The 26,843-nt window shown below is 63.2% G+C and carries 31 protein-coding genes; 17 read left to right on the top strand and 14 right to left on the bottom strand.

From position 1 onward, the window contains the following. Positions 1–213 precede the first annotated feature (213 nt). The 3 genes from HNP48_RS08430 to HNP48_RS08420 all read left to right on the top strand — a co-directional run bounded on the left by HNP48_RS08430 (position 214) and on the right by HNP48_RS08420 (position 3,159). Entirely contained in the window at positions 214–924 is a 711-nt protein-coding gene (locus tag HNP48_RS08430; RefSeq protein WP_184856425.1) for a LuxR C-terminal-related transcriptional regulator, read from the top strand. 176 nt (positions 925–1,100) lie between these two features. After that, the gene (locus HNP48_RS08425) at positions 1,101–2,102 is read left to right on the top strand and encodes a hypothetical protein (RefSeq protein WP_184856424.1); all 1,002 of its coding nucleotides are present in this window, start codon (positions 1,101–1,103) and stop codon (positions 2,100–2,102) included. A 7-nt stretch (positions 2,103–2,109) separates the two neighbouring features. Further along, positions 2,110–3,159, top strand: a complete 1,050-nt coding sequence (locus HNP48_RS08420; protein WP_184856423.1) for a hypothetical protein — start codon at positions 2,110–2,112, stop codon at positions 3,157–3,159. Positions 3,160–3,370: 211 nt separating this feature from the next. On the opposite strand, the gene HNP48_RS08415 is transcribed toward HNP48_RS08420, so the two are convergent. Next, entirely contained in the window at positions 3,371–4,294 is a 924-nt protein-coding gene (locus HNP48_RS08415; RefSeq protein WP_184856422.1) for a LysR family transcriptional regulator, read from the bottom strand. A gap of 146 nt (positions 4,295–4,440) precedes the next feature. Between HNP48_RS08415 and HNP48_RS08410 the strand changes: the two genes are divergently transcribed. The 4 genes from HNP48_RS08410 (at position 4,441) to HNP48_RS08395 (ending at position 8,250) form a co-directional block, all read left to right on the top strand. Next, positions 4,441–5,565, top strand: coding sequence for an alkene reductase (locus HNP48_RS08410; protein ID WP_184856421.1), 1,125 nt, complete (start codon positions 4,441–4,443; stop codon positions 5,563–5,565). 52 nt (positions 5,566–5,617) lie between these two features. Then, the gene (locus HNP48_RS08405; RefSeq protein ID WP_184856420.1) at positions 5,618–6,637 is read left to right on the top strand and encodes a zinc-binding alcohol dehydrogenase family protein; all 1,020 of its coding nucleotides are present in this window, start codon (positions 5,618–5,620) and stop codon (positions 6,635–6,637) included. 427 nt (positions 6,638–7,064) lie between these two features. Next, a complete protein-coding gene (locus tag HNP48_RS35330) occupies positions 7,065–7,538 on the top strand; it encodes a DUF1801 domain-containing protein (RefSeq protein ID WP_409362539.1) in 474 nt (157 codons plus the stop codon). 181 nt (positions 7,539–7,719) lie between these two features. Further along, complete coding sequence (locus tag HNP48_RS08395) at positions 7,720–8,250, top strand: YcxB family protein (RefSeq protein ID WP_184856418.1); 531 nt, start codon at positions 7,720–7,722, stop codon at positions 8,248–8,250. A 91-nt stretch (positions 8,251–8,341) separates the two neighbouring features. On the opposite strand, the gene HNP48_RS08390 is transcribed toward HNP48_RS08395, so the two are convergent. The 5 genes from HNP48_RS08390 to HNP48_RS08370 form a co-directional block, all read right to left on the bottom strand. Next, the gene (locus HNP48_RS08390; RefSeq protein ID WP_184856417.1) at positions 8,342–8,692 is read right to left on the bottom strand and encodes a hypothetical protein; all 351 of its coding nucleotides are present in this window, start codon (positions 8,690–8,692) and stop codon (positions 8,342–8,344) included. Between the two features lie 5 nt (positions 8,693–8,697). After that, positions 8,698–9,135, bottom strand: coding sequence for a YeeE/YedE family protein (locus tag HNP48_RS08385; protein ID WP_184856416.1), 438 nt, complete (start codon positions 9,133–9,135; stop codon positions 8,698–8,700). Positions 9,136–9,155: 20 nt separating this feature from the next. Continuing rightward, positions 9,156–9,599, bottom strand: a complete 444-nt coding sequence (locus HNP48_RS08380) for a YeeE/YedE family protein (RefSeq protein ID WP_184856415.1) — start codon at positions 9,597–9,599, stop codon at positions 9,156–9,158. Then, positions 9,599–9,931 (bottom strand): helix-turn-helix transcriptional regulator, encoded by a 333-nt coding sequence (locus HNP48_RS08375; protein ID WP_184856414.1) that lies wholly within the window; start codon positions 9,929–9,931, stop codon positions 9,599–9,601. Before HNP48_RS08375 ends, HNP48_RS08380 begins: the two co-directional genes overlap by 1 nt. Before the next feature lie 107 nt (positions 9,932–10,038). After that, on the bottom strand, positions 10,039–10,662 hold the full coding sequence (locus HNP48_RS08370) for a TetR/AcrR family transcriptional regulator (protein WP_184856413.1): 624 nt from the start codon (positions 10,660–10,662) through the stop codon (positions 10,039–10,041). An 88-nt stretch (positions 10,663–10,750) separates the two neighbouring features. Here HNP48_RS08370 and HNP48_RS08365 point away from each other — a divergent pair, with 88 nt between their 5' ends. Further along, a complete protein-coding gene (locus HNP48_RS08365) occupies positions 10,751–11,809 on the top strand; it encodes a saccharopine dehydrogenase NADP-binding domain-containing protein (RefSeq protein WP_311773816.1) in 1,059 nt (352 codons plus the stop codon). 36 nt (positions 11,810–11,845) lie between these two features. Here the strand turns inward: HNP48_RS08365 and HNP48_RS08360 are convergent, their stop codons facing one another. Next, complete coding sequence (locus HNP48_RS08360) at positions 11,846–12,361, bottom strand: hypothetical protein (protein ID WP_184856412.1); 516 nt, start codon at positions 12,359–12,361, stop codon at positions 11,846–11,848. A gap of 39 nt (positions 12,362–12,400) precedes the next feature. Further along, on the bottom strand, positions 12,401–12,946 hold the full coding sequence (locus tag HNP48_RS08355; protein WP_184856411.1) for a carboxymuconolactone decarboxylase family protein: 546 nt from the start codon (positions 12,944–12,946) through the stop codon (positions 12,401–12,403). Positions 12,947–13,009: 63 nt separating this feature from the next. Here HNP48_RS08355 and HNP48_RS08350 point away from each other — a divergent pair, with 63 nt between their 5' ends. The 6 genes from HNP48_RS08350 (at position 13,010) to HNP48_RS08325 (ending at position 17,769) form a co-directional block, all read left to right on the top strand. Beyond that, positions 13,010–13,354: a helix-turn-helix domain-containing protein gene (locus HNP48_RS08350; RefSeq protein WP_184856410.1), complete on the top strand. Its 345-nt coding sequence runs from the start codon at positions 13,010–13,012 to the stop codon at positions 13,352–13,354. A 106-nt stretch (positions 13,355–13,460) separates the two neighbouring features. Next, positions 13,461–14,321, top strand: coding sequence for an ATP-binding cassette domain-containing protein (locus HNP48_RS08345; RefSeq protein ID WP_184856409.1), 861 nt, complete (start codon positions 13,461–13,463; stop codon positions 14,319–14,321). Positions 14,322–14,341: 20 nt separating this feature from the next. After that, complete coding sequence (locus HNP48_RS08340) at positions 14,342–15,178, top strand: ABC transporter permease (protein WP_184856540.1); 837 nt, start codon at positions 14,342–14,344, stop codon at positions 15,176–15,178. Between the two features lies 1 nt (position 15,179). Continuing rightward, entirely contained in the window at positions 15,180–15,983 is an 804-nt protein-coding gene (locus tag HNP48_RS08335; protein WP_184856408.1) for an ABC transporter permease, read from the top strand. A gap of 96 nt (positions 15,984–16,079) precedes the next feature. Continuing rightward, on the top strand, positions 16,080–17,279 hold the full coding sequence (locus HNP48_RS08330) for a hypothetical protein (RefSeq protein WP_184856407.1): 1,200 nt from the start codon (positions 16,080–16,082) through the stop codon (positions 17,277–17,279). 94 nt (positions 17,280–17,373) lie between these two features. Then, the gene (locus HNP48_RS08325) at positions 17,374–17,769 is read left to right on the top strand and encodes a GFA family protein (RefSeq protein ID WP_184856406.1); all 396 of its coding nucleotides are present in this window, start codon (positions 17,374–17,376) and stop codon (positions 17,767–17,769) included. Positions 17,770–18,219: 450 nt separating this feature from the next. Here HNP48_RS08325 and HNP48_RS08320 read toward each other — a convergent pair whose 3' ends face one another. The 4 genes from HNP48_RS08320 to HNP48_RS08305 form a co-directional block, all read right to left on the bottom strand. Next, on the bottom strand, positions 18,220–19,272 hold the full coding sequence (locus HNP48_RS08320; protein WP_184856539.1) for an IS5 family transposase: 1,053 nt from the start codon (positions 19,270–19,272) through the stop codon (positions 18,220–18,222). A 147-nt stretch (positions 19,273–19,419) separates the two neighbouring features. Beyond that, positions 19,420–20,079 carry a phage tail protein gene (locus tag HNP48_RS08315; RefSeq protein WP_184856405.1) on the bottom strand — a complete coding sequence of 220 codons (660 nt, stop codon included), beginning with the start codon at positions 20,077–20,079 and terminating at the stop codon, positions 19,420–19,422. Next, positions 20,079–21,341: an AAA family ATPase gene (locus tag HNP48_RS08310; protein WP_184856404.1), complete on the bottom strand. Its 1,263-nt coding sequence runs from the start codon at positions 21,339–21,341 to the stop codon at positions 20,079–20,081. The genes HNP48_RS08315 and HNP48_RS08310 overlap by 1 nt, the downstream gene beginning before the upstream one ends. 133 nt (positions 21,342–21,474) lie before the next feature. Continuing rightward, complete coding sequence (locus HNP48_RS08305) at positions 21,475–22,116, bottom strand: LysE family translocator (RefSeq protein ID WP_184856403.1); 642 nt, start codon at positions 22,114–22,116, stop codon at positions 21,475–21,477. Between the two features lie 138 nt (positions 22,117–22,254). Here HNP48_RS08305 and HNP48_RS08300 point away from each other — a divergent pair, with 138 nt between their 5' ends. The 3 genes from HNP48_RS08300 to HNP48_RS08290 all read left to right on the top strand — a co-directional run bounded on the left by HNP48_RS08300 (position 22,255) and on the right by HNP48_RS08290 (position 24,953). Beyond that, positions 22,255–22,839, top strand: a complete 585-nt coding sequence (locus HNP48_RS08300) for a GNAT family N-acetyltransferase (protein WP_184856402.1) — start codon at positions 22,255–22,257, stop codon at positions 22,837–22,839. Between the two features lie 122 nt (positions 22,840–22,961). Further along, positions 22,962–23,771: a hypothetical protein gene (locus HNP48_RS08295; protein ID WP_184856401.1), complete on the top strand. Its 810-nt coding sequence runs from the start codon at positions 22,962–22,964 to the stop codon at positions 23,769–23,771. 225 nt (positions 23,772–23,996) lie between these two features. Further along, the gene (locus HNP48_RS08290) at positions 23,997–24,953 is read left to right on the top strand and encodes a sensor domain-containing diguanylate cyclase (protein ID WP_184856538.1); all 957 of its coding nucleotides are present in this window, start codon (positions 23,997–23,999) and stop codon (positions 24,951–24,953) included. A 25-nt stretch (positions 24,954–24,978) separates the two neighbouring features. Here the strand turns inward: HNP48_RS08290 and HNP48_RS08285 are convergent, their stop codons facing one another. Both HNP48_RS08285 and HNP48_RS08280 read right to left on the bottom strand, forming a co-directional pair. After that, the gene (locus HNP48_RS08285; RefSeq protein ID WP_260420165.1) at positions 24,979–25,617 is read right to left on the bottom strand and encodes an SMI1/KNR4 family protein; all 639 of its coding nucleotides are present in this window, start codon (positions 25,615–25,617) and stop codon (positions 24,979–24,981) included. 24 nt (positions 25,618–25,641) lie between these two features. Further along, positions 25,642–26,682 (bottom strand): P1 family peptidase, encoded by a 1,041-nt coding sequence (locus tag HNP48_RS08280; protein WP_184856399.1) that lies wholly within the window; start codon positions 26,680–26,682, stop codon positions 25,642–25,644. Between the last annotated feature and the right edge of the window lie 161 nt (positions 26,683–26,843).

The following is a 26,843-nucleotide window of genomic DNA, read 5'->3' as shown; positions in this document are numbered from 1 at the left end:
TGTGAATTGGGTCGCATGCACCTCGGTGCTGGCAATCCAAAAGGTGATATGCATGCTTATATATACCAGCTGCTTGTCCCCCATCCCAAGGGCGGCGAACGAGGGATTTTCTAACACTAAAGCACAAATTTTTACAATAGATCGCCTTCAATACAAATTAGAGTAGTTGCATTTCCGGTAACAAAAATTAATGGGTCAATTGGGAGGGAGAAAGTGCTGGATCGGTTACACCGGGAGTGGGGTGCTGCTGTTGCGAAAGCCCCGCAGGATAAACTTGAACTGATTGCCTGGTTGGAGGGTTCTCTCAAATCTCTCTATCCATTCCAGGCGGTTGTGATGGCTTATGGCGAACTGGTTGCGGGGCAATTGACCGTGACGCACATGTTCGCGCATGGCCACTCGGATGCGTACGTGGCGCAACTGGCAGGTAGCTTCGACCTGCAGCAGAGAGGGGCGCTGAAAAAATGGTTCTCCTCACGTCAGCCGATATTCATCGATGCTGATGATCATGATGGCTTTGCCAGCGATTTTGAAATTAAAGAGATGAAGGAGTTTGGATTTAAAAACGTTGCCGGGCATGGCGTTCTCAATGCCCGCTCCAATGCTGGAACTTATTTCGGGTTCGCCAACACTTCACCGTCCGAGAGGGAGTGGCAGTGCCAGGCACTCAGTTTCATTGCGCCTCACCTGAATTCAATTTTTCTAAACTATATTGCCAAAACCGATTTGCGCCCACAAAGCTGGCCAGCTTCGCTAACTTCCAGGCAGACAGAAATTGTTCGCCTGCTTGCAGCGGGGCTGAATGACAAACGGATTGCGCTTCAACTTGGGCTGAGCGAGAAAACCATACGCAACCAACTCACATCTATTTATTCCACGCTAGGAATTCACAAGCGTACGGAGCTCATTGCCTACCTCAAGTAGAGTCGATCACTTCGGTTCTGACAAGGGACAAATGTCCTATTCTCCGTTTGTGTCCCTGGATCTACGCTCCTGTGCAGCCTTCCATACCATTTGCGAAGGTCCCACCCACTGGGTTGTAAAACTCGGTAGTCAAACCCTGCATACCTCCAAGAAGGTTTTGCACATGAGGAGCGGCCATGAAGAGAATTCTTGCTTTATTATTTTTCCTGCTTTCCGTTGGCTACACGCATGCATTGGGAATTATTGATTCGGCATCCCTTACGCAGTATTCAGGCTGGGGCTGCGATCCAACTCTTCCAGGTCAGCAGCTTGCCATTCAAGCCTGGAGAGATGATGGAAAGCTGATCGGGACTACCATTGCGTCATTGCCTAGAGAACAGGCTGTAGGAACCGCCTGCAATAGTCCGCACTCCGCCCATGGGTTCGTGATGGCGGTTCAAAATGACCCGTCACTTCTTGATAACAAATGGCACGAAGTCAGGCTGGTCACCGCAGGCCCCAACAGCACAGTGATTCCTTTGAACAATTCACCAGTGATGATTTTTTTTGAGGGGCCAGCAAACAACGCTCTACCCCCTGCCAATCCAGGCGATGTCGTTGCGCGAGACCTTGACTCACCAGTTTTCAGCGATCTGGGACATATCGGTGTATGGGATGGTACGTACGTAATCGAAATGCTAAATGGTGGAATCAATGGAAACTATGTAAATTTGAATTCTTGGGAGGACTTCAAGCTTCGGCAAAAGACTTGGGATTCGATTCGGGTGAATTATTCCAATAGCCATACTATCAGAAGCTGCTGGGATAGAGTGTGTGATTTTCTCCCTAGTAACGGCCATATCAGTCTTACAGCCAGGCAGGCGGTTGCGGCGCGTGCGTTCCAAGTGTTCTTGATTGGCGCCGACTACACGAGAACTGCGCTGGTTGTTGTTGCAGAGCCAGAGATGACTGAGAAGCCGACCAGTTATCGACGCCCATCCGTGAGGGGTATGTACCGTTGCGACACCTTTGTCATTGATGCATTCAAAACGACGACCTTGCTCAACAACAATGTCTACCATCCTATACGCAGCGAGGCCAACCCTCCTTCCGGGTGGTCGAGCAAAATATCAGCTTTTTCGAACAGCGCTGCGATTCCCAATCCTCGCGCTCTGTACGACTTGATTCGCAACCTCTGAGGCAAGTATGAAAATAATGGCTCCTGCTTTCATCATCGGCTTGGCTGGCCTTGCGGTTTACGCTGCGACAACCTTTGGGGGAGACGAGCCCGCCCCTGATCCTTCGCCTTCGAAGGTGTCCTCATCCGAGCAAAGACAAGCAAAACCAGGCGATCAGCAGCAGGAGTCATTGTCCTCATTGATCGACTCTTCTGGTCCAGGTGATATCTCCAGCAAACTGGATGCCCTGTTGTCAAAGAAGATACCGGCAAGCTACGGCATGATCGATCAGATCAGTCAACGGTTCAAGGGCAGTACCGATGCCGAGGAGAAGTTGCGATTGGCTCGCTTCTATAACTCCGCATACTTCAATACCGAAGACAAGCAGCTTCGAGAGAAGATATCGACTACCCTCACAGAGCTCATTCGTTCAGAGACCGATCCGAAAGTAGGTCGTAGTTTGGCATTGAGCCATTCGCGGCTTCTTTTTGATGGAAATACCCTTGAAAATCTTTCAACATCATACAAAAAGAAATTTTTGAGTTTTGATGACTACTACGGAGAACTGGCCCACGCCTTTCCTGGTGCTCCGCCGGAAATACGAACATCAATGATCAAAGAGCTGGCAGAGGGGCATAACCGCTATGCATCTGACATCGTTGCAGACTACATGAGTGGAGGTAATTCGGGCGATTTGACTGCGGCCGAGATTGGAGCGCTTAAAGGGTTTTTGAAAACCAATGAGCCAATTTTCAGTGGCGCGCCCGCCTCCTTCAGCATGTTTGAAGCCATTCGCGTGGAGAAGTGGCTCGGTGCGATGGCCGAATTCGAAAAGAATGGTCCTGCTGCAAAGCCCAACTACCAAGCTGTTTTCGACAAAATTCAAATGGCCGATACCGATCCACGATTCGCCATCGCTTTCCTTATCTCCGGTCGTGGAAGAGAGCTGGCAACCGACAAGACGTATACGGCTGAGATCCTGAAGGCACGCTCGAAAGCATACGATTTCATCGATAAGAATTCATCATCACAATCCTTGCAATCGGTTCGCACCATGTTGGACGATATAAAACCTTAGGGAAGGTCAGCAAAGCCCGCCCCGCCCAATCATCCCCAGCGCCAGCCGTCCAAGACAATGGCGCCATGGAAGCGCACATGTCGCTGTCGGGTTAGGGCGCCTACGGGGCGTGAAAGAGGCGCCACCGGGCCTGAAACAGGCCTGCATATGGGGATCAACCGGCCCGGACAGGCGTCGTTTTGGCGGTGAACCCATGCAGAGATTGGTTTATTCAAGTGATCGGATTCATCGGTGCGCGCAACCCCGCTGTCTTCTCCGCCACGAAATCCCGCAGCACCCGCACCAGCGGCGTGAGCTGGCGCCGGCTGGGCACCACCAGGAACAGCGGCGTGGGCTCGGTCGCCCAGCCCGGGCACAGGGCCTGCAGCCGGCCCGCGGCCAGGTCGGCCGCCACGTCCAGCCCGGCCTTGTAGGCAATGCCCTTGCCCAGCAGGGCCCAGCGGCGCACGGCGTCGCCGTCGTTCGACACATTCACGCTGCGCACGCGCACCGTCACCTCAGGCCCCTCGCCCGGGGGCGCAAAGCGCCAACGGTCATGCACCTCGTCGCCTAGCATGAAGCACAGGCAGTCGTGCCCGGTGAGCTCGTGCGGCGTGGCGGGTGCGCCGTGCCGCGCGATGTAGGCGGGCGATGCGCACAGCACACGGCGCACGCCGGGCGCCAGGGGCAGGGCGACCAGGCCTGAATCGGGCGGCTTGCCATAGCGAAAGGCGGCGTCCACCGGGTCGCTGTAGACATTGGCCACGCGGTCCGACAGCTGCAGGCGGATGTCCACCCCGGGGTGCAGCTCCTGGAACTCGTGCAGCCAGGGCAGCAGCACATTGCGCCCCAGGTCCGACGGGGCCGACAGCTGCAGCACGCCGCGCAGCGCCTGCTCGCCCGCGGCCAGTTGCTGGCTGGCCTGCTGCAGCGCGGCCAGCGCGGGGCGGCACTGCTCCAGGAACAGCTCGCCCTGCTGGGTGAGCCGCAGGCTGCGCGTGGAGCGCACGAAGAGCTGCACGCCCAGCTCGGCCTCCAGCCGCTTCAAGGCCGCGCTGGTGGCGGCGGGGGTGAGGTCCAGCGCACGCGCGGTGGCCGAGAGGCTGCCGTTGTCCACGGTACGCACAAAGATGTCGAGGTCTTGCAAGGCTTTCATGGACGAAGGGCAGGCGGCGGCGTTAATCTTCAATATTTTATTGAAGGTGGCTTCAAGGTGATGGGGGTTTTTCAATCAACACGAAATGAAGACCATAGCGGCATGCAAACGGCAAACCCGCCGACCCCAACCCGGAGCCCACTTCCATGACCGCCACTTCGTCCCCTCTGTTCCGCCCCCTGCAACTGGGCCCGTTGAATCTGCCCAGCCGCATCGTGATGGCACCCATGACGCGCGCCCGCAGCAGCCAGCCCGGCGATGTGCCCAATGCGCTGATGGCGCAGTACTACGCCCAGCGTGCCAGCGCCGGCCTGATCGTGACCGAGGCCAGCCAGGTCTCGCGCCAGGGCCAGGGCTACAGCTTCACGCCCGGCATCTACAGCGATGCGCAGGTGGAAGGCTGGCGCCGCGTGACCGAGGCCGTGCACGCCGAGGGCGGGCGCATCGTGCTGCAGCTGTGGCATGTGGGCCGCATGTCGCACGCCAGCTTCCATGCCGACGGGCTGCCCGTGGCGCCCTCGGCCATCGCGCCGCAGGCCCAGGTGTGGGTGGCGGGCGATGACGGCGTGGGCCGCATGGTCGACAGCCCCGTGCCGCGCGCGCTGAGTGTGCCGGACATCGCGGCCGTGGTCGGCGACTTCCGCCGTGCGGCGGCCAACGCCATGCGCGCCGGCTTCGATGGCGTGGAGATCCATGGCGCCAATGGCTACCTGATCGACCAGTTTTTGCGCACCACGTCGAACCAGCGCACCGATGCCTACACCGGCGCCACGCTGGAGGGCCGCACCCGCTTTGCGCTGGAGGTGGCCGCAGCCGTGGCCAGCGAGGCTGGGGCCGAGCGCACGGGCATGCGCCTGGCACCCTTCATCACCCAGCGCGGCATGGACTGCCCCGAGATCATTCCCACCATATTGCACCTGGCGCGCCAGCTCGATGCCACGGGCCTGGCCTACCTGCACCTGGTGGAGGCCGACTGGGCCGATGCGCCGCAGATCCCCGAGTCCTTCCGCGCTGCGCTGCGCCAGGCCTACCAGGGCCGCTTGATCGTGGCCGGCGGCTACGACGCCACGCGCGCCAGCCAGGTGCTCAGCGATGGCTTTGCCGACCTGGTGGCCTTTGGCCGCCCCTTCATCGCCAACCCCGACCTGCCGCGCCGCCTGGCACATGGCCTGCCGCTGGCCGCGTTCGACCCCAAGGCGCTGTTTGGCGGAGCTGCACAAGGCTACAGCGACTACGCACCGTACGAGGCGGTTGCCGAGGCCACTGCCTGACCCGCGTTGATTCGATCTTTGTTGTTTACTCTCCCCTGAAAGGACCTTCTCCATGAAAGCCGTCGGATACCAGAAGCCCCAGCCCATTGCCAACGCCGAGTCGCTGCTCGACATCACCCTGCCCGAACCCGTGGCCACGGGCCACGACCTGCTGGTGGAGGTCAAGGCCATCTCCGTGAACCCGGTGGACACGAAAGTGCGCAACAGCGGCGCCCCGGCCGAGGGCCAGCCCTACAAGGTGCTGGGCTGGGACGCGAGCGGCATCGTCCGGGCCGTGGGCCCGGATGTCACCCTGTTCCAGCCCGGCGACCGCGTGTGGTACGCCGGCTCCATCGCCCGCCCTGGCACCAATGCCGAGCTGCACCTGGTGGACGAGCGCATCGTGGGCCATGCGCCCAAGACGCTGGACTTTGCCCAGGCCGCCGCGCTGCCGCTCACGGCCATCACCGCGTGGGAGATGCTGTTCGACCGGCTGGGCGTGCAGCCCGGCAAGAAGCCCGAGGGCAAGACGCTGCTGGTGATCGGCGCATCGGGCGGGGTCGGCTCCATCCTGGTGCAGCTGGCATCGCGCCTGACCAGCCTCACGGTGATCGGCACCGCATCGCGCCCCGAAACCCAGGCCTGGGTGAAGGAGCTGGGCGCCCACCATGTCATCGACCACAGCAAGCCGCTGGCCGAAGAACTCCAGGCCATCGGTTACCCCACGGTGGACTACATCGTGAGCCTCACGCAGACCGACGCCCACCTGGCGCAGATCATCGAAGCCATTGCCCCTCAGGGAAAATTCGGCCTGATCGACGACCCCAAGGCGCTGGACGTGATGCCCTTCAAGCGCAAGTCCGTCTCCATCCACTGGGAGCTGATGTTCACCCGCTCGCTGTTCGGCACGGCCGACATGGTCGGCCAGCACCGGTTGCTCAACGAAGTCGCTGCCCTGGTCGATGCCGGCCTGGTGCGCACCACGTTGGCCGAGCGCTTTGGCACCATCAACGCCGAGAACCTGAAGAAGGCGCATGCCCTCATCGAATCGGGCAAGGCGCGGGGCAAGGTGGTGCTGGAGGGGTGGGCCTGACAGGCATCGGCAACCCGGGCGGGGTTGGCGCTGGCTGAGGGCTGCGCTGGTCCCGGCCGTGGGATCAGCGCAGTTTCCAACTTTGCTTGAAGCAAAATCGTCGTACAACTTCACACAAGGCTGGTAACCTTTGCACTCTTTTTCAAAGGCAGGCAATCCCCCATAGGGGTGACTGACCCGCCATTCACAGGGAGTGAATGCCATGGCCACCAGCAAGCCAGAGACGAAGCCGCCTGCGCGCAAGGCAACTGCAAAAGCAGCCGCAGCGGCGAAGTCTTCGACTTCCACGACAACGAAAAAAGCGTCCACCAAGGCGCCCGTGAAAGCATCGTCACCCCCCACGAAGAGCAGCAAGACGGTGGCCCTGGCCAAGCCAGCGCCCACCGCTACCCGCAGCGTGGCCGCCCCGGCCAAGAAGCCGGCGGCCGTGGCCGGCAAGCCTGCAGCGCCCGCCAAAAAGGCAGCGGCGGTGCCCGTTGCCAAAAAACAGCCCGCCGCCAAGCCCGTGCTGCTGTCAGGCGACAACCCCCAGATCGCCAAGGCCGATGGCGACGCGCCCGTGCAGGCCTACATCGCCGCCATTCCCGACGACTGGCGCCGTGCCCTGTGCGCACGGCTTGATGTGCTGGTCGAAGCCAATGTGCCCCAGGTGCTCAAGGCCGTGCGCTGGAACTCGCCCTTCTACGGCATTGCCGGGCAGGGCTGGTTCCTGGGCTACCACGTGTTCGCCAAGTTCATCAAGGTGAGCTTCTTCAAGGGCGCATCGCTGAACCCGCCGCCCGAAGGCGGCGCGGGCGAGGATGCGCGCTGGGTCAACATCCACGAAGGTGGGTTGGACGAGGCGCAGATGGTGGCGTGGATCCAGCAGGCAGCGGCGCTACCGGGATGGGGCAAGAACTGAACCCTTGCGGAATCTGTCGATAGCGAATTTTCTCGCGGACAGGCTTTGCAGACTCTGGGGTTGAGCGCTAGAAAACCAACAGTGGGTGGAGCCGTGCTCGGGGTGGTTCCATTTGCCATTTGGAATTGGCTTGCCTATCCACTAAGCTCGCGCTCGTCTTACCAACCACCTGTGCCTTTTTATGGATGAACCCGCAAACAACGAGATGAGAATTCAGTATGAACTCAAGTTTCGGGACTTGCTTCTCTTCAGTGTTTCGCACCATTTCTTGAGCCCGATCGCACAAGCCTTTTACCTGGTACTTCCATGGATGGCCTTCAACTCAGCTCGCGATGGTGGTAGGTCATTCGGCTTTTCCGTTGCCAGCGCAGCACTCTTGTATCTAGCAGAATGGGCTGCGATTGTCGCCATCTGCGCGCTCGACTATTTTCGTCGCAACGTCACTGTATTAACTGAGCATACGTTAGAGACCAGGCACGATGAACTTGTCGAGACGACGCCCTTCACCAAGTTGTTTGTGAAGTGGCCCGGTGTGAGCAAGGTGGTGGCCAGGCCAGGATTTACTGGCGTTTACCTGGCACACAACAAGGCGCATGTCATACCGAATAGAGCCTTCACGTCATCCGAGAAACGCCGTGAGTTTGTCGCTTTCGTTCGGGAAAAAATCCGCGCCACCAAGGGTAAAGCAGGGGGCGTGGGGGCAGTCAGGTAGACAAAGTCACGCGCCATGTTTCCGGCTGCGGAACCCATGCCCGCTCGCAAAGCAGCCTTGTCGTCCGCTAAAAATGAGCAGTGCGGTTTGTCTATGCAGTAGGAGTCGCGGCCGTGGTCGCTGCGTGCCATGGCGCAGCAGGCGCCTGGAGATCAAGCCGAGCAGTGATCAACGCCACCTCCTGCCGGACTAGGCCGAGCAGTTGCTCCCGGCTGAACGGCTGCGCAAGGAGCACGGTGTTGTTGTTGTCCGACGACGCGCACAGCTGTATGCGCGCCGGTTCCCCCGCGCTGTCGACGAGCACGCGAAACACCCGGGTGCTGCGCTGCGGGTGCCATTCGACCCGCTGAAAGAAGTAGCTGCACGCGATCGGGTTGTCGACTGGCTCGGGCACCAGGCCCGCGGTGTCCTGCAGCAGCGCATGCAGTTCCTGCCGGTTCATTCCGGTCAGGCCTTGCCGGGAGGCACTTTCTTGCGCCGCTCCAGCCACTCGAAAATCCCCATGCCCGCCAGCATGGCCAGCACAAACACCACGGCCTTGGGTTCGCCCGTGCCCAGCGACACGACGGCCGGGCCGGGGCAAAAGCCTGCGATGCCCCAGCCGATGCCAAAGGCCAGGCTGCCCAGCACCAGGCGCCGGTCGATCTGGCGCGCGGTGGGCATCTGCATGGGATCGCCCAGCACGCTGGTGCGGCGCCGGCTGGCCAGGGTGAAGCCGAACACGCCGACCACGATGGCGCCACCCATCACCAGCGCGAGCGAAGGGTCCCACGGGCCGGCCAGGTCCAGAAAGCCCAGCACCTTGCCCGGGTCGGTCATGCCCGAGATGATGAGGCCCAGGCCAAAGACCAGGCCGATGCCGAATTCAGAAATGCGCTTGAGCATGGGCTACCCCTTCTTTGCGGTCAGGCCAGCACATGGCGGATCAGGTAAACGGTAGCAAAGCCCGCCGCCATGAAGGCCAGCGTGGCCACCAGCGAGCGCAGCGACATGCGCGACAGCCCGCACACGCCATGGCCGCTGGTGCAGCCCGAGGCGTACCGGGTGCCTGCGCCCACCAGCAGCCCGGCCAGCACCAGCATGCCCCAGCCGGCGTCGATGCGCACCTCGCGCACGCCCACGGCCAGCTGGTAGAGCAGGGGCGCGGCCAGCAGGCCGAGCACGAAGGCCACGCGCCAGGCGATGTCCTTGCCGCCCTTGCTCCCTTGTGGATGCAGCAGCCCGCCCACGATGCCGCTGATGCCCAGGATGCGCCCGTGCAGCAGCACAAAGGCGGCGGCCGCCAGGCCCAGGATGAGGCCGCCCGCCAGGGCCGCCCAGGGGGTGAAGTGGTTCCAATCGATGTGCATCAGCGGGCCTCCTTGGGGGCGCAGAACTGTTCGTACAGGGTCTGCAGCATGGCCAGTGCCTGCGCGCTGGCGATCTGGTAGTAGATGTGCTTGCCTTCGCGGCGGGTGGTGACCAGGGCCTCGTCGCGCAGCACGCCCAACTGCTGCGACAGCGTGGGCTGGGCAATGCCGAGCAGGGCCTCCAGCTCGCCCACGCGCTGCTCGCCCTGCGACAGCTGGCACAGCAGCAGCAGCCGGTCGGGGTTGGCCAGGGCCTTCATGAGCCGGCTGGCGCCCTCGGCCGAGCGGCGCAGGCGTGTCATGTCGATGGGCGGGGCGGGCTGCTTGGGCATGGCAATGCCTGAAAGTCTATGTTTTTATAGATTGTCAGTCAATAGAATATGAAATTCTTAATTGACGGGCGTGCCGCAACCGCTCTTTGAACGCGGCGCGCTCTGGCTCAGGTACCGGCGTCAACCAGCGCGCGGCCTGCCGCGCGCAGCACCTTGCCCGCGCCTTCGCCCAGCAGCAGCGAGCCGCTGCTGAACGCGCCATCGACCAGCAGCGACAGTTGCGCGGCCGTGACCTCGGGCTTTTTCAGCCCCATGCGCTTGCACAGGGCCGCCAGGCGGCGCTTTTGCTCCAGCCGGTGCGCGGCCGATATGGCGCGGGCCGGGTGGGCCGGGTCGGCGAACTCCGCCGCCACATTGAGCTGCGGGCAGCCGCGGTAGCCGGGGCGGGCCACGCGCTCGCCCACCCAGGCGAGCAGGGCGTCGAGCTCGGCCGCCGCCTCGGGGGCGTGCGGCGCGGCGGCCTCGTCCCACTGCTGCCAGAACTCCTTGTCCTCGCGCTCCAGAAAGGCGGCGACCAGGTCGTCCTTGGTGCGGTAGTAGCGGTACAGGCTGGTCTTGGCGATCTGCGCGCGTTCGATGATGAGGTCGATGCCCACGGCGCGCACGCCCTCGGCATAGAACAGCTGGCAGGCCGTGTCGAGGATGCGCTGCTGCACGTCGCCCGCAGGCGCTGGCGGCGTTGTGGCGGGGGCGCTGGCGGCGCCGGTCTTGCGGGGGGCGGTGGGGCTCATGGCGGCATTGTCCCACAGATCGTGTTGACACGATACAGACCTGTATGTAGTATCGCGCCACCCTCAACAAAACGTACAGGTCTGTATCGTGTCTATCGCCACCTCCCTCCCTTCCTCTTCTTCCCCTGCTGTTGCCCGCCCCGTGCTGGTCTACGGTGCCGCCGGGCACACCGGCCGCTTTGTGGTGCAGGCGCTGCGAAGCCAAGGCCACGCCGTGCTGCTGGCCGGGCGCGACCTGGGCAAGCTGCAGGCCGCCTTTCCGCATGCACCGGCCGAGCAGTTGCGTGTGCTGGCGCTCGATGGCGATGCCGCGGCCCTCACGGCCTTGCTCGCCGAGAGTGCGCTGGTTGTGAACTGCGCCGGCCCCTTTGCCGACAGCGCGCCCCAGCTGCTGCAGGCCGGGCTGCAGGCCGGCGTGCACTATGTGGACGTGTCGGCCGAGCAGCCCACGGCGCGCGCGGTCTTCGAGCAGTGGGGCGGGCGCTTTGCTGCCGCCGGCCTGTGCGCCGCACCGGCCGTGGCCTTCTACGGTGCCGTGGGCGACCTGCTGGCCACCAGCGCCCTGGGTGACTGGCCTGATGCCGATGCCATCGACATCCACATCGCGCTGGACAGTTGGCACCCCACCGCGGGCACACGCAAGACCGGTGTGCGCAATGCGGGCCAGCACATCGTCTACCGCGATGGCCAGTTCCAGCTGCCGCCCGCCGTGCCGCCGCGCAAGGCCTGGGCCTTTGCCGCGCCGTTCGGCGAGCAGGCCATGCTGGGCTTTTCCAGCGCCGATGCCGTGACCATCGCCCACCACATCCGCGTGCCCGACGTGCCCGCCTGGATGAACGAGACCCCGCTCACCGAGCTGCGCGCGGCCGACACGCCCGCGCCCGTGGCGGTCGATGAGTCAGGCCGCTCGGCCCAGCGCTTTCTGGTGGACGTGGTGGTGCGCCGGGGCAGCGAAGAGCGCCGCGCCAGCGCCAGCGGGCAGGACATCTATGCCATCACGGGCCCCCTGGCCGCGCAGGCCGTGGGGCGCATCCTGGCGGCCAAGGGGGCGCTCAGCGGTGCCCTGTCGGCAGGGCAACTGGGCGATGCGCGCTCGTTCCTGCAGGCACTGGCACCCCAGTATCTGCAGCTGGATTTTGGCGGGTGATGCGGCGGCCTGGCATCGGCCCCGGCCATCCGTGCTTCAGGCCAGCCCTTGCGCTACGTGGCGGCTGTCCAGAAGCCCGACCCGCACGAACTTGAGCGCGCTGCCTTCGGCATCCGTGAACTTGAGCTGTACGACGATGCCCTCTTTTGCCAGGTAGCTGGCGAAGAGGCCCGGGAACCTGGGATTGGTGGTATCCCTGCGCACCCGGGGCGTGCCCAGCGCCGCCTCGATCTGCGCCATGGAGCGTGCCGCCCCCATGCCCAGGGGCAGCAGGCCCTGGAAGAAGGCGCCGCTGTGCTTCTTTGGGTCGCAGTCGAAATACAGCTCGTGCAGGACGAATTCGCCGTCGCTCTTTCGGGCCATGTGCAGGGCCTGCACCTGGGCGGAGTCCTCGAACGCCAAGGCCAGGCCGGGCACGGGCGTGGCCACCTTGTACGGGTAGCTGTCGCTCAGGCGGGGTCGGCGGGTGATGCCGTGGGCGCTCAGAAAGGCGTCGAGGGCGCCATGCACGGAGGAGTGGCCCAGAAACGAGACGAGTTGGTCGGTATCCACGGTGGCTTTCTGGATGGGGGTGGCGTTTCCTGCCTGCGGTCAGGGCTTGGGGAATCGCGCCACACCGTTCTCAAGAGGCATTCGCAGTGCGTTGGTCAGATAGGCCACGGTGCGATAAAAGCCTGCCAGCATCAACAGTTCCAGCAGCGCCTCCTCGCTGAAGTGTGCTGCAAGCTCGGACCACAGTGCATCGGGCACGTCGCAGCCCTGGTGCAGCGCATCGCACAGGCGAATGAGCAAACGGTCTTCACCCGTCCAGCAGGGGTCATCCGCACCACCAACAGCAGTCGAATGGAGCTGTTCGGCGGTCAGGCCGGCAACCCCTGCGAACAGCGTGGCGTGCACGCCCCATTCGTACTCGGACCGGCACAGTGCCGTTGTCCGATCAATGACAAGCTCTCTCTGGCGGATGCTGAGGTGCCCCTTGTCCAGCAGGCCCGCGGCGAAAAATTTTTGGGCCAGCCGGGTGTCCCGCGCCAGCGTGGCGAACAGGTGCAGCGGCGGTTGTCCCTTCATGACGCGCTCGATGGTGGGCGCGATTTCGGGATCGAAGGGCATGGGGGCTGGCGCGATGCGACAGGTCACTGCGGTCTCCTTGGGGTAGGTAAAGTAGCCCATCGTAGCTTTTTATGCTGTAAAAAGTAAAGCATGAAGAATCCAGAAATCGGACAGCCTGTCAGAGGCTCGACCACCGGGCGGCCCATCATGGTGGCCCTGGACCTGCTCGGGCGGCGAACCACCTTGCGCCTGCTGTGGGAGCTCCGGGGCGATCCGGCCACGTTCAGGGTGCTGCAGGAGGCCTGCGAGACCAACTCGCGGCTGCTGAACATGCGGCTGGCCGAGCTGAGGGCCGCTGGCCTGGTGGAGCACGACGCAGGGGGCTACCAGCTGACCCCGGAAGGCCGGCGCCTGTGCGAAGCCCTGAACCCGCTGCTCGCGTGGGCCGAGGGCTGGGCGAAACGGGAGAAGAAGAGGGCCGACCGTGGCCGGTAGCGCCAGACCGCAAGAGCTAGAGCACGGCAAGCGCCAGCAGGCGGGGCAAGGGCGGGGGCAAACCGCTTAGAATCCGCCCCCCTTCACCGCGCTGCCCTCCCGCCCCATGCCACAGATCGTTGTCGACCAGCTGCGCAAGAGCTACCGCATCCACGAGCGCGACCCGGGCGTGGGCGGGGCCCTGCGCGCGCTGCTGCGCCCGCGCCACCGCACGGTGGAAGCGCTGGCGGGCGTGTCCTTCGCGCTGGAGCGCGGCGAGCTGCTGGGCTTCATCGGGCCCAACGGGGCGGGCAAGTCCACCACCATCAAGATCCTGGCGGGCATTTTGCGGCCCGATGGCGGGCGGGTGCAGGTCAATGGCCGCGACCCGTTTGCCGACCGCGAGCGCCATGTGGCGCACATCGGCGTGGTGTTTGGCCAGCGCACCCAGCTGTGGTGGGACCTGCCCGTGGGCGACGGCTTTCGCCTGCTGGGCGACATCTACCGGGTGGACCCGGTGCGCCTGGCACGCACGCGCGACGAGCTGGTGGCACTGCTCCAACTGGAGCGCCTGCTCGACCAGCCGGTGCGCCAGCTCTCGCTGGGCCAGCGCATGCGCGCCGAGATCGCGGCGGCCCTGCTGCACGAGCCCGACATCCTGTTCCTGGACGAGCCGACCATCGGGCTCGATGCGCCCTCCAAGCTCGCGGTGCGCGAGTTCGTGCTGCGCGCCAACCGCGAGCGCGGCACCACCGTGCTGCTGACCACGCACGACATGCACGACATCGAGGCGCTGGCCCAGCGCGTCATCGTGATCGGCCACGGCCGCGTGCTGGCCGATGGCCCGGTGGAGGCGCTGCGCGCCCAGGTCATGGCCGCGCGCCGTGCCGAAACGGGCTTGCAGGCGGATGCCGAGGACGACGAGGGCATGGCCATCGAGGCCGTCATCACGCGCTTTTACGCCCTGCACAGCGCCACCGAGGCGTGACGGACATGACGAACACCGCCATGCCCCTGCACGAACGGCTGCGCCCCTACAGGGCTGCCTTCGCCTCGCGCTTTCTGCAGATGCTGCAGTACCGCACGGCGGCGTATGCGGGCTTTGCCACGCAGTGCTGGTGGGGTGGCATCAAGGTGATGGTGCTGGCCGCCTTCTATGCCGGCAGTGCCGGTGATGGCGCGCCCATGTCGCTGGCCCAGGCCATCACCTACACCTGGCTGGCCCAGGGGCTGCTGGCACTGCTGCCCTGGCTGGGCGACCCCGAGGTGGCGCAGGCCGTGCGCACCGGCTCCATCGCCTACGACCGCATGCGCCCGGTGGATGCGTACACGCTGTGGTTCGTGCGCTCGGCCGGGTGGATCGCGGCACGCGTGCTGCCGCGCCTGGCGCTGATGCTGGCCTTTGCCGGCCTGGCGCTGCCCCTGGCGGGCCTGGGCGCCTGGGCCTGGCAGCCGCCGGCCGGGGTGGCCGCGGGCCTGGCGTTTGCGGCATCGGCGCTGCTGGCACTGCTGCTGTCCGCCGCGCTGGTCATGCTGCTCAACATCGCGGCGGTGGCGGCGCTCAACGAGCGCGGCATCAACGCGCTGGCAGCGCCGGTGGTCATCGTCTTCTCGGGCAATCTGCTGCCGCTGGTGCTGCTGCCCGATGCCTGGCAGACGGCCCTGCTGCTGCAGCCGCTGGCGGGGGTGATGGACATCCCGGCGCGTATCTACTTCGGGCAGTTGGCCGGCCTGCAGGCGCTGGGCGGCCTGGCGCTGCAGGCGGGGTGGATCGTGCTGCTGGTGGTGCTGGGCCGCGCGGCCATGGCGCACACCATGCGGCGCCTTGAGGTCCAGGGAGGCTGATATGGGGTCTCTGGCACTTTTTGCCCGCCTCGTGCGCGCCTCGCTCGCAGGGCAGGCGCGCTACCCGGCCTCGGCGCTGATGCTCACGCTGGGCCAGTTCCTGGCCACGGGCATCGAGGTGATCGGGGTGTGGGCGCTGTTCCACCGCTTTGGCGAGGTGCAGGGCTGGGGCATCGGCGAGGTGGCGCTGTTCTATGGGCTGGTGAACTGCATGTTTGCCGTGGCCGATGCGCTGGGCCGTGGCTTCGATGTGCTGGGCACCGAGTTCTTGCGCACCGGCACTTTCGACCGTTTGCTGCTGCGCCCGCGACCGTTGGCCCTGCAGCTCATGGGGCATGACTTTCGCATCAGCCGCCTGGGCCGGCTGGCGCAGGGCCTGCTGGTGCTGGGCTTTGCCACGGTGCAGGCGGGCATCGCCTGGACGCCCGCCACCGTGGCCATTGCCCTGTGGGCGCTGGCGGGTGGCGTGGCGCTGTTCCTGGGCATTCTGGTGCTGCAGGGCACGCTCTCGTTCTGGACGGTGGAGAGCCTGGAGATCGCCAACGTGCTCACCTACGGCGGCGTGCAGGCGGCGCAGTACCCGCTGGCCCTGTACGCACCGTGGTTCCGCCGCGTGCTGACCTTTGCCGTGCCCCTGGCCTGCGTGGCCTATTACCCGGTGCTGGCCATTCTGGGCAAGGCCGACCCGCTGGGCGCGCCCGCGTGGGTGGGGCTGGTGTCGCCGCTGGCGGGCTTTGTGTTCCTGGCCGCGGCCTTCGGGGCCTGGCGCGTGGGTGTGCGGCACTATGCCTCTACCGGGAGCTGAGCGCAGTGTCCCTGCGGCGTGCCGTGGAACTGCGCTTGGGATTTTCGGCAGGCCCGTGCGATCATTCCCGGCGAGGACCAACACGGGAGCTGCAGAGTGAGCGAGATAGCCAAGGTCGAACCCCAGGCTGTGCAGGAGGCCGCTTCGGGCCTGGACGGTATCGAACGCGTGGTGGCCGAGCCGCTGCGCTTCAAGGCCAAGCTGGCCATCGGCGAGAACGCGTACGCCTCGCTGCGCATGGTGAACCGCGGGCGCGAGCTGTGGGACGTGATCGGCGCTGCCGGCGCGGGTGCGGCCGTCGCCAAGTCCAGCCTGGTGGCCTCGGCGTTCTTTGCGCCCTCGGGCGTGGTGGGTGCGCTGGGCATGGGGGCGGCGGTCACACCGGTGGGCTGGGTGGCGCTGGCGGCGCTGGCCTCGGGCGGAGCCTGCTATGGCATGTACCGCTGGCTCGGTGCGTCCAAGGGCAGCCGGGTCATCGAGATTCCGCGCTGCCTCAACACCCCGCTCGATACGCTGGGCCTGGCGCTGTTCGATCTGATCGCACCGCTGTCGCTGCGGCTGGCCGCTGACGCCCAGGGCATGGTGCCGCCGCAGCGGCGCGACTTCCTGGCCGCGCACCTGGTGGACGAGTGGGGGCTGGACGCACGTTTTGTCGCGCGCGCCATGGCCGCCATCGAGCCCGGCCTGGCCGAGGCTGCGCCCCAGGAGCTGGCGCGCGAGCTGTCGGCCTTTCTGCATGCCAACCCCGACTGCAACCACCAGGTCATCGCGGCCGAAATGGGCGCCTTCCTGGCACAGATGCTGGCAGCCGGCGGGGCCGTGCTGGCCGAGCCCGAACAACAGTTGCTGGCCCAGGTGCAGCAGACCTTGCAGACCCCGCCCCCGGGCGAGATCGCCAAGGCCTGGACCCAGGCCAAGGGCCATGCCAACCACTATGGCGGCCAGGTGGCCGGTGCCGCCGGCAAGGCAGCGGCATGGACCCGCGAACAGCTGCCCACGGCGCAGCAGATGGAGGAACTCAGAATGCGTGGAACGGAATTGCCCGGGCAGATTGCGGGCGCGGTGGGCAAGGCTGCGTCATGGACGAAAGAGCAGATGCCCACGGCCCAGCAGGTGGAAGCGCTGAAGAAGCGCGGCGAGGCGCTGACGGGCCAGGCGGTGGACGGCCTGCGCACGGCCAGCCAGGCCGCGCAGGAGGCGCTGCCCAGTGCCGAACAGGTGCAGGCCGGCGCGCGGCGCACGGGCCAACTGGCGCGCCAGGGGCTGGACCGGATCCGCGCCAAGCTCGGCCGCTGAGCCGAGGGGGAAGGGCGGGGCAGGCAAGGGGCCTCTTGCCATCGATACTGTATTTAAATACAGTATCGATTTCCAACGAAAGGAAAGGCCCACCATGCTCCACGGTAGCTGCTGCTGCGGATCCGTCCGGTTCACGCTGTCCCGCCCGCCCACCATGATGGGCACCTGCCATTGCACGCGCTGCCGCAAGCTCGGTGCCAGCACCTTTGTGTTCGCCGAGCGCGAGGCCTTCACGCTGCTTGCGGGGGCCGACTGCATCACCACCTACGAGCCGCCGGCACCCTACCAGTACAAACGCTGCTTCTGCGCGCGCTGCGGCACCTCGCTGGGCGAGGTCACGTCGGGTGACAAGGCCTTTCCCGTCGCGGCCAATTGCTTCGATGACGAGCTTATGTTGGCCAACCAGTTCCACGAATTCGTCAAGGAGAAGCCGCACTGGGTGGGCATCTGTGACGGTGCCCCGCAGTTCGCGGAGCACCCCCATCGGTAGCCGCTGCCGGTCATTCTGGGCAGGCGTTGCCTGCGTTCCGGCTGGCAGTACGCATCTGTCTATGATGCCGAGCCTATGAAGACATCCGTGCTCGCCTTGGCCTTGCTATCGTCACTGTTCCTGTGCGCTTGCGACGACGCACAGAGTGCCCGCATCGAAGACCCGCGCAGCCGCCTGGCGGGCATTTGGTTGCGCGAGGCCGAGTCCGACGCATCAGGGTGCGTGTGGTCGTTGTGCTGGGCCAGGACATCTGCCTTGGGGAACCTCTCAATACCCGGCTTTCATCAGATCCGGATCAAGCGGCACTCGCGATACGAGCGCAGGCCGATCCAGGCACGCGTTTACGCTCTGCAAGCCCATTCAAGGGGTCTGGCGCTGCTCGATTGAGGCTGCTTTGATCCTCTCGTGCATGGCTTTTGACACTCGATGGCCCCGTTGAGGCCCCCGCGCCTACGCTGTGGTGTTCTTATAGAATGGATCCACGCCCTTGTGCAGGAACATCGCCAGCCGCTTGATGTTGTAGCAGGCGGCCATCAGCGTCATCGCTACATCCGCCCGCGCCTGCCCGATGGTGCGGATGAACTTTCCTCCCAGGTGCCGGATGCCGGCGAACACGTGTTCCACCTTGGCCCGTTTGCTGGCAATCTTGCGGTTGCGCCTCTTTTGGCATTCGCTCAAGGGTTTGTCTTTGCTGGCCCTGCGCTGCATGCCATCGCGCCAGCCCAATGCCTTGAGCATCTCTTGTCTGCACTTTGAGGGATAGGCCTTGTCGGCGTAGACATCCCGTCCGGTATTGTCCTCGTCCAGCACAGCATCGAAGTGGTGCCCGTCGCGTTCGCTGGCTGTGCCGGTGGCGATCTTGCGGATGAAGCGGTGCTTGATGTCCACGCTCACGCTGAGCTTGTAGCCGAAGTGGCTCTTGCCGTGTTTCTTGGTGTGGGTGGCATCCAAGTCCTTTTGCCTGCGCTTTGCCTCGTTCCAGTCAGAGGTCTTGCCTTGGGCCAGGCGTTCCTTGTCCTCCTTGCCGATGTGCTGGCGTGGTGCCGGCACCAGGGTGGCATCGATGGCCTGTCCGCCCCGGGCGATGTAGCCATGGCGTTGCAGCTGGGCATCCACGCCCTGGAACAAGGCAGTGGCGCCATCTACACCAATGCGCTGGGCAAAGCGCCAGATGGTGTTGCGGTCCGGGATGTTCATGGCGTCTTGCAGCAGACAAAAGCGCTGGTAGCTCAGGCGATCCAGCAGTTGGTATTCCATCTGCTCGTCCGAGAGGTTGTACAGGCGCTTCAAGACCAGCACGCGCACCATCACTTCGGTGGGGTAGGCGGGGCGTCCGCCCTTGCGCGCGTCTGCCCTCCCCACAATCCCATCGACCAACACTGCCAGCTCGGCGAAGTCGATGTGCTGGGCGATGGTCTGCAGCGGGTCGCCCGCCTCGTCGATCTTGCGCTTGCGCGAGGCTTCGGCAAACAGGTCGAACTTCAGTGCGCTGCCGGGGGTGATCATGCGGGGGTCAATACGGGAGCGAAGGGCTCAGTGTGGAATGGCGGGGTTTTGAGAGGTTCCCCTTGGAATAAATAATACAGTTGACGTCTTGAGGTTTTTAAGGAGCTTCGCGTTGTTTTGCTGCAAGTGGTTTTGCAGAGGTGGCTATTCGGGCTGAGTGTTTTCAATGGGTGGAAGAGAGTCTAAAAATATTTTTAAACTGGCTTGATTGCTTGCACATTCCTCCAAGACTTTTCTTTTTAGTAATGGTTTTGAAATGGTCTGATAGCAGTTGTAATCTTTGGAGTAAGTTGTGTTGGATTTGTTTAGGGCTCTTTGTAGAGCATTCTCGCATCCCGTATCTTTTTTTCGGGTTTTGTCGGATTTTTCGTAAATCGGTAATATCCAGCACTCTATTGAATCTACTGGGATTGCCATAACTATTTTCCTGCCAAACTGATTAAATAAATCAGGGGCTATTTTTGATTGAATAAGTTTGGAAAAATCTTCTACAATCTGCTTGGCACTCTTTTTTCTGCCTTTGTCGAAGGGGTTTATGTTGATATTGGGATGGGATGCAATGTCGGTGTCAATGTGAATAATTAAAAATTCATTATATAAAAATATATCGGAAAAGCTTGGTAGTTGGCAAAACTCCAGTACCCTCTCGAATCCGCCTTCTTCTCCTTGTCGCGCTTGGTCGGTCGCATCCCTCGCCGGCTGAATTATTTGAACGTCAACGTCTTCATCGTAGTGGCCTCCCAAAATATTGTCTATAACAACTTGGTCGGTTATTCCTTCTGTTATTAGTGCAAATCTTGTCATTAGAATGCTTTGGGTAAACCGCCTAGAACTCCATTGATAAAGAGTTCGGATAAACGGCGTGGATGGTTTTCGTATGCCGGTTTTAATATTCTCTGAATCTTTGTTTTCCCGGTTCGACCGCGTGAGACTACAAAGAGTCTTTGATTGTCATCATCAAGATTTATTCCGTCAAGAATGGAGGGGTTGTGTGTCGTAAATATGGCCTGTTTTTTTGTTGTTTTGGCAATTTTCACTAACTCCCTCATCAATTTTTCGCATAGCTTTGGATTAAGGGACGCGTCGATATTGTCAACGGCAAAAAATGATGGGGTAAGGTGACTTGAAAATAATAAAAAATAAAATAGCAAAAAGAGGAAGCCTTCGTTCGTGCTAATGCTGTCGAGATATTTCGAAGAATCGCTGAGGTAGCGGTCTTTAACTTCTAAAGTTCCATTTCCTGAATCTTCTTTTAATCTAAAATCCTCAAACCATCCAAGCAATCGTAGTGAGGATTTGATTTTTTCAAATTGCTCGGGATTGTTTTTTTCAATTACGGATAGCAGTCGAAAAACACCTTCGCCATTAATTCCAAGGGGTTCAATTTGACCTTCCTTTTGCAGCATTCGTAGTGCGGAATTTTCGGGGGAATAAACCACAAAATTGCCAAGATACTGAGCGAAGCTAGAGTTTTTAAATATCCTGTTGGTTATTATTTTTCCTTTTTTTTCGTCTGCTATCTCGTAGTTGAAATGAATTTTCCCTGTTTCGCGAAATTTTTTTGAATCAACTGATTCAAGGTGTTTTGCGAATGCAAGAAAAAAATCACCAATAGCCTCGGTTTTTTGTTTGTTATCTTCGGTGGATTTTGAAGATGCGAGCTCTTGAAAATCTTTGAGAAGAGATTCAAATTCTTGATACTGGAGATCAAAGCTCTCGTTGCTGCTTTGGGTGCATGTCCATTTTGAATATGGTAGATTGTCGTTGTTTAATTCAAACTTGGCGGTGTCTTTTTTGTTGTTTTTTACTGTTATTTTGATCGGAGCATTTATGTCGCACCCATTAAATCCTGGGCGCATACCTTCTGGATTGGTCACTCGAATTCCACGGGAGCTTAGAAATTCATTATCAAGCTTCTCAGCTGCAGCTGCGCCTGCTAATGCAATTACCTCAAGTATATTGCTTTTTCCAGCTCCGTTTTCTCCAATAAATACATTAACTAGTCCAAGAGGTATTTTTATTTCCTCAATGGATTTATAATTTTCTATTTTTATTTCTTCAATCATGTGTTTGTATTGTGTATTGGTTTAACGGATTCTAATGGTCTGTGCAAACTTGGGATGCTCTGAAGTAGCGTGTGCGTATTGTGCATCGTATTCCTGATGCCTACATCCAGCGGTACATTTGAGTGACGGGGCGCTACCGCTCCTGCGCGGCCAGCCGCAGGCCCAGCCCGATCAGGATCACCCCCGAGATGCGCGACTGCCAGGCCATGAAGCGCTGGTTGCCCACCAGCCGGTCGCGCATGCGGTAGAGCACGGAGACCAGGGCCAGCTCGTACAGCGTATCCATCACCGCCATGGTGGCGCCCAGGATGAGCATCTGTGCCACCACAGACCCCCGCGCCGGGTCCACGAACTGGGGCAGAAAGGCCAGAAAGAACAGCGCCACCTTGGGGTTGAGCGTGCCGGCCAGAATGGCCTGCGTGAGCGGGGCTTTGTTGCTTGTCGGGGCGGCCGTTGTGGCGGATTGCAGTTGCGGCTGCGGGCCCGCCTTGGCGCGCAGCGCCTGGATGCCCAGGTAGATCAGGTAGGCCGCGCCGGCGTACTTCACCAGCGCAAAGGCCAGCGCCGAGGTGGCCAGCAGCGCCGACAGGCCCAGTGCCGCGGCAGCCGCATGGATGAGGGTGCCCACATTGAGGCCCACCGCCGTGAATGCGCCCGCGCGGCGCCCGCCCGTGAGCGTGTTGGCCAGCACCAGGGCCTGGGCCGGGCCGGGCACCAGGATCAGTGCTGCGCTGGCGGCGACAAAGGTGGCGTAGGAGAGGGGGTCGATCAACATGGTGCTGTGCTTGTTGTGGCAGGGGAATGCCGGGGCGCCACAGGGGCTTTGAAAGGGCAGGCATCTGCGCGTCGGGTATTCTGTCGCCTCCGTGTTGTTAATGCAAGTGTGTTGCGTTTGTGTTCTTGAGGGAGCGCGATGGTGGCAAAAGATGAGAACCGGGCTCGGGCCCATGTGGGCGGGCTGCACATTGCCGAGAGCCCGCCCGGCCAGGCGCCCGCATGGTCGGCGCATGACCGCAGCTTTGCCGTCGAGAGCGAGCTGGTGCTGCGCCTTGCCGATGGCCGGCTGGGCTACGAAGTGGCCCGCGTGGCGCCGTATGTGAAGACCTATGCCGATGAGGGGCCGCAGGGCGCATCGGAAGCTGGCGAGGGTGAGGACGACGGCCATTCCTTCGTGGCCTGGCTCGGCGGCGAGCCCGCGGGCGAGGTCCGCTTGTCGCGCCACTGGAATGGCTGCGCCAGCATCGACGACCTGGTGGTCGGCCAGGCCTTTCGGCGCAGGGGCGTGGCCCGGGCGCTGGTGGAGCATGCCATCGCCTGGTCGCGTGCACAGCAACTGGCCGGCGTGGTACTGGAGACGCAGAGCAACAATGTGGCGGCCTGCACACTGTATGCGGCCTGTGGGTTCACGCTGGAGGGCTTCGATGCGGGCCTGTACCGGGCCCTGCAGCCGGGGACGCGGGAGGTGGCCCTGTTCTGGTACTGGCGCGAGCCGCGCTGAGGGCGCCGCCATGGGAGCCCGATGACCCGGGGCTGTCATCCGGGGCCGCTATAGTGCAAGGGCATGGTTCTTGCGCAAGGACCGACAGAACCCAGTGTCTCGAACGAAGGAACGCCCCACCGATGCCCGGACCCCACCTCGACGCCCCGATCTTCATCAAGGACATCTACGAGACCCAGGTCGATACCGCCAAGACCCCGTTCTTCTTCAACGATGGCGGCATGCCGGTCTACCTGACCGAGCCGCCCGAGGGCCTCACCCCGCTCACGCCCGCAGCCACCGACTCGGCGCTGGCCGTGGGCACCGAGTACCTGGTGGCCGATGTGCTGGGTGTGAAGTCCATGCCGCCCTACGGTGTGGAAACGCGGCTGGGCTTTGCGGCCGAGGAGGTGGTGTTCGCACCCCTGTGGGCCACGCGCAGCATTGCGGCGGCGTTCGGCATCACGCTGGTGGAGCCGGGGCAGGTGGTGCAGATCGCAAGCCCGGTGACCGAGCTGCAGCAGGTCGAGTACGAGTACGGCGTGTTCGCCGGCCACTGGTCGCCCTACCAGGGCACGGGCGACGCCTTGCTCAGCGTGGTCTGCACCGACCTGGAGCACCATGATTTTCCGCATGTGTTCGCCTCCACCGACCCCACCCAGCCGCTGGTGATCTCGGTAGGGCGCTACTGGCCGGAACTGGGCAAGATCCGCCTGGCCGACCTGTGGGTGCCACGCGGCAGCGCGCTGTATGTACCGCCCAAGCCGGCCAGCAGCGACCCGGCGGCCGTGGTCGATCTGCACAACAACCGCAACTCGGCGCGCGCCTGCTGGGGCGACATCCACCAGAACAGCATCAAGACCCACACACTGCTGCAGACCGAAGGCGGGTATTTCTACTGGTACTGGAACGCGATCGCCACCGTGCACAGCCGGCCTCTTGCCATTGGCTGAAGTGAAACACCCCCTGAGTCGCTTCGCGCCTTCACCCCTCTCTCGACTCGCTGCGCGAGTCGGGAGGGGGAGGCCTCCAGCGCAGTCGCTGGATACGCCGCCTTCGCGGCGGGGCGGCCCTTGCGCGGAGGCACTGGCTTGGGCCGCGCCAGTCTCATGCGTAGTGGGTGGAGCACAGCGCAAGGGATAACTGATACTGCGGACAGGGAGAGCCTAAAGATGGACATGGCCGATGTGAAGGAACTCAGCGGTAGCGACAGTGACAGTGTGGTCTACAAGACCCTGCTTGAATCCACGCGCGCCATCCCCTGGAAGATCGACTGGGCGACGATGAAGTTCGCCTACATCGGTCCGCAGATCGAGCCGCTGCTGGGCTGGAGCCAGGACAGCTGGCTCACCGTGGACGACTGGGCCAGCCGCATGCACCCCGAGGACCGCGACTACGTGGTCAACTTCTGCGTGGCCCAATCCAAGGCCGGCGTGGACCACGAGGCCGACTACCGTGCCCTTACCAAGGACAACGGCTACGTGTGGATCCGCGATGTGGTCCACGTGGTGCGCAAGCCCGACGGCGAGGTCGAGGCGCTGATCGGTTTCATGTTCGACATCACCGAGCGCAAGAAGACCGAAGAGAAGCTGCTCGTCCTGCAAAAGGAGCTCGAGGCCCTGTCGTTCAAGGACGGCCTGACCAACATCGCCAACCGGCGGCGCTTCAATGCCGCCATCGAACTGGAGTGGGAGAGTGCGCGCAATGGCGGTGGCGCCAGTGGCACGCCCGTGTCGGTGCTCATGCTCGACATCGACTTCTTCAAGCAGTACAACGACCTGTACGGCCATGTCCAGGGCGACGACTGCCTGATCGCCATCGCTCGCACGCTGAGCCTGGCGCTCGAGAACCCACGCGACCTGGTGGCGCGCTTTGGTGGCGAGGAGTTCATCATCCTGCTGCCCGGCGCCGATGCGCATGCCGCCCTCAAGGTGGCCGAGCGCTGCCAGCGCCTGATCCAGAAGCAGGGCATCGCCCACGCCCAGTCGCCGCACGAGCAGCGCGTGACCCTGAGCATCGGCGTGGGCACGGCCACGCCGGCCGACTATGCCAGCCCTTCGGACTTCATCGCGGCGGTGGACCAGCAGCTGTATGCGGCCAAGAGGAATGGGCGCAACCGGATTGAAACGGTGTGACGGGCCGAGGGGCCGGCGGGTGGCGCTATCCCCGGCCGTCGAAAGCCTCGGCATCGCACAGGCCGGCCACAAACGCCGTGAAATCCTGGGCGAGCGGTAGCACCTCGGGTGCATCGCCATAAGTGTCTACCCAGACCACGCAGGGCTCGCCTTCCGGGCCGCATGCGCGGTAGTCGAACATGACCACGGTGTGCCCCGCGGTCGGTGTTTCTGCGAACACAAAGCCCCAAGAGGGGTAGCCCCAATCCGCGTGGATCGCACGTTCAGTTGCGATGTCGATCCCGTGCTTGCCACCGATGCCGCGTATACCGGTGATCGCAATGTGGTCAGGGGCCCAGGACGTGGGGCGGCTCACGGCAAAGCAACCGTGCCGAGTGCTGCCTCCATTCCTGATGAGCAGCAGGTCGGTGTACGCCGCCGGAAACCGAAAACCCAGCGCCTGCTGTGCCGCGTGCAGCGCCGTGCGCGTCAGCGGAGGGCCGGTGAACCAGTCCGTGCCGTCGAAGGGATGCGCCACATCACTTGCGGCCTTGCTTTGGCGGGCCAGCAGATCGATGGCGTCGGCCACATGGCCCGCTGCGGCATCCAGTGCGGCCCGGCAGGCAGAAACTGGCGCTCCCGACGCCTCGCGCACGCGCTGCAGATCGTGGAGGCGGGCGGTCATGTGGTGCAAGCGGGCGCGGGCGCCTTAGCCCAGGTCCTGCGCCGATGGCAGGTACAGCCCCTGCGCCGTCGTGATCGAGCGCGCCGCGCGCACGGCCCGGGCCGTGGCGATGGCCGTCACCTCGGCGGCCATGGTGGACAGCACCATCATCCCCGGGTTTTGGCCCGACACCCCCGTGCCCAGGGCGAAAAGCGTGTCGCCATCGGACATGGTGTGCACCGGGTTGATGCTGCGCGCCAGGCCATCGTGCGCGGTCACGGCCAGGCGGTGGGCCTGGGCCTTGGTGATGGTGGCGTCGGTCGCGATGACGCCGATGGTGGTGTTGGTGCCGGCCAGGAGGGGTTTGGGCAGCTCGCCGCGCAGCAGGGCGCGGCGCGTGTCGCGCAGTTGTTTGCCATCATCGGTGCGGGCGCCGGCGATCACCTGGGCGGTGTCGGGATCGACCACATCGCCCAGGGCATTGCAGGCGATGAGGGCGCCCACGGTGACGCCACCCACCGTGATCGACGCCGTGCCGATGCCGCCCTTCATCGCGTTCTGGATGCCGAAGATCTTGCCCACGGCCGCGCCCGTGCCCGCGCCCACATTGCCCTCGGCCGGGTCGGCGCGCGAGGCGGCCTCGCACGCGGCATAGCCGGCAGCGGCATCGGGGCGGATGCGCATGTCCCCCACCAGCAGGTCGAACAGCACGGCGCCGGGCACCAGGGGCAGGCGGCCCACCACCACGTCGAAGCCGATGCCATGCTCCTCCAGCCAGCGCACCGCGCCGCCGGCCGCATCCAGCCCCCAGGAGCTGCCGCCCGCCAGCATGATGCCGTGCACCTTTTCCACCAGGTTCGATGGGTCCAGCAGGTCCGTCTCGCGCGTGCCGGGCGCCGCGCCGCGCACGTCCACACCGCCCACTGCGCCTTCGCGCGCAAGGATGACCGTGCAGCCCGTGGGCCGCCGTGGGTCGGTGAAGTGGCCGACCTCGATGCCGGGCACGCGGGTGATGCTGCCGGCGTCGTGGGAATCGCCGTGGGTGACAGGGGAGAGGAAGGTCGTTGTTGTCGTTGTGTGCGTCATGGTCAGTGATTATGGGCGGTGCAAATGCGCGGGGCGGACGCGGCGGGGTCGACCCGTTTTCGGCCGCGTTGTAACGGTGTGTTGTAAGCGCATTGGAAGGTGACGGGTATCACCTGTCATGCCAGCACGGTGCACCACAATGGAACGACAAGATTAGACAA

Origin of the sequence: Acidovorax soli (genome assembly GCF_014207955.1) — a bacterium.
Taxonomy (GTDB): Bacteria; Pseudomonadota; Gammaproteobacteria; order Burkholderiales; family Burkholderiaceae_C; genus Acidovorax; species Acidovorax soli_A.
The sequence above is the reverse complement of the archived record's forward strand: the minus strand, read 5'-3'. Positions and strand labels throughout refer to the sequence as shown.

Coding starts and splice junctions, on each gene's coding strand:
- HNP48_RS08425 (WP_184856424.1), top strand. CDS start 1,101: ATGAAGAGAATTCTTGCTTTATTATTTTTCCTGCTTTCCGTTGGCTAC.
- HNP48_RS08420 (WP_184856423.1), top strand. CDS start 2,110: ATGAAAATAATGGCTCCTGCTTTCATCATCGGCTTGGCTGGCCTTGCG.
- HNP48_RS08415 (WP_184856422.1), bottom strand. CDS start 4,294: ATGAAAGCCTTGCAAGACCTCGACATCTTTGTGCGTACCGTGGACAAC.
- HNP48_RS08410 (WP_184856421.1), top strand. CDS start 4,441: ATGACCGCCACTTCGTCCCCTCTGTTCCGCCCCCTGCAACTGGGCCCG.
- HNP48_RS08405 (WP_184856420.1), top strand. CDS start 5,618: ATGAAAGCCGTCGGATACCAGAAGCCCCAGCCCATTGCCAACGCCGAG.
- HNP48_RS08395 (WP_184856418.1), top strand. CDS start 7,720: ATGGATGAACCCGCAAACAACGAGATGAGAATTCAGTATGAACTCAAG.
- HNP48_RS08390 (WP_184856417.1), bottom strand. CDS start 8,692: ATGAACCGGCAGGAACTGCATGCGCTGCTGCAGGACACCGCGGGCCTG.
- HNP48_RS08385 (WP_184856416.1), bottom strand. CDS start 9,135: ATGCTCAAGCGCATTTCTGAATTCGGCATCGGCCTGGTCTTTGGCCTG.
- HNP48_RS08380 (WP_184856415.1), bottom strand. CDS start 9,599: ATGCACATCGATTGGAACCACTTCACCCCCTGGGCGGCCCTGGCGGGC.
- HNP48_RS08375 (WP_184856414.1), bottom strand. CDS start 9,931: ATGCCCAAGCAGCCCGCCCCGCCCATCGACATGACACGCCTGCGCCGC.
- HNP48_RS08370 (WP_184856413.1), bottom strand. CDS start 10,662: ATGAGCCCCACCGCCCCCCGCAAGACCGGCGCCGCCAGCGCCCCCGCC.
- HNP48_RS08350 (WP_184856410.1), top strand. CDS start 13,010: ATGAAGAATCCAGAAATCGGACAGCCTGTCAGAGGCTCGACCACCGGG.
- HNP48_RS08345 (WP_184856409.1), top strand. CDS start 13,461: ATGCCACAGATCGTTGTCGACCAGCTGCGCAAGAGCTACCGCATCCAC.
- HNP48_RS08340 (WP_184856540.1), top strand. CDS start 14,342: ATGCCCCTGCACGAACGGCTGCGCCCCTACAGGGCTGCCTTCGCCTCG.
- HNP48_RS08335 (WP_184856408.1), top strand. CDS start 15,180: ATGGGGTCTCTGGCACTTTTTGCCCGCCTCGTGCGCGCCTCGCTCGCA.
- HNP48_RS08325 (WP_184856406.1), top strand. CDS start 17,374: ATGCTCCACGGTAGCTGCTGCTGCGGATCCGTCCGGTTCACGCTGTCC.
- HNP48_RS08315 (WP_184856405.1), bottom strand. CDS start 20,079: ATGACAAGATTTGCACTAATAACAGAAGGAATAACCGACCAAGTTGTT.
- HNP48_RS08310 (WP_184856404.1), bottom strand. CDS start 21,341: ATGATTGAAGAAATAAAAATAGAAAATTATAAATCCATTGAGGAAATA.
- HNP48_RS08305 (WP_184856403.1), bottom strand. CDS start 22,116: ATGTTGATCGACCCCCTCTCCTACGCCACCTTTGTCGCCGCCAGCGCA.
- HNP48_RS08300 (WP_184856402.1), top strand. CDS start 22,255: ATGGTGGCAAAAGATGAGAACCGGGCTCGGGCCCATGTGGGCGGGCTG.
- HNP48_RS08295 (WP_184856401.1), top strand. CDS start 22,962: ATGCCCGGACCCCACCTCGACGCCCCGATCTTCATCAAGGACATCTAC.
- HNP48_RS08290 (WP_184856538.1), top strand. CDS start 23,997: ATGGCCGATGTGAAGGAACTCAGCGGTAGCGACAGTGACAGTGTGGTC.
- HNP48_RS08285 (WP_260420165.1), bottom strand. CDS start 25,617: ATGACCGCCCGCCTCCACGATCTGCAGCGCGTGCGCGAGGCGTCGGGA.
- HNP48_RS08280 (WP_184856399.1), bottom strand. CDS start 26,682: ATGACGCACACAACGACAACAACGACCTTCCTCTCCCCTGTCACCCAC.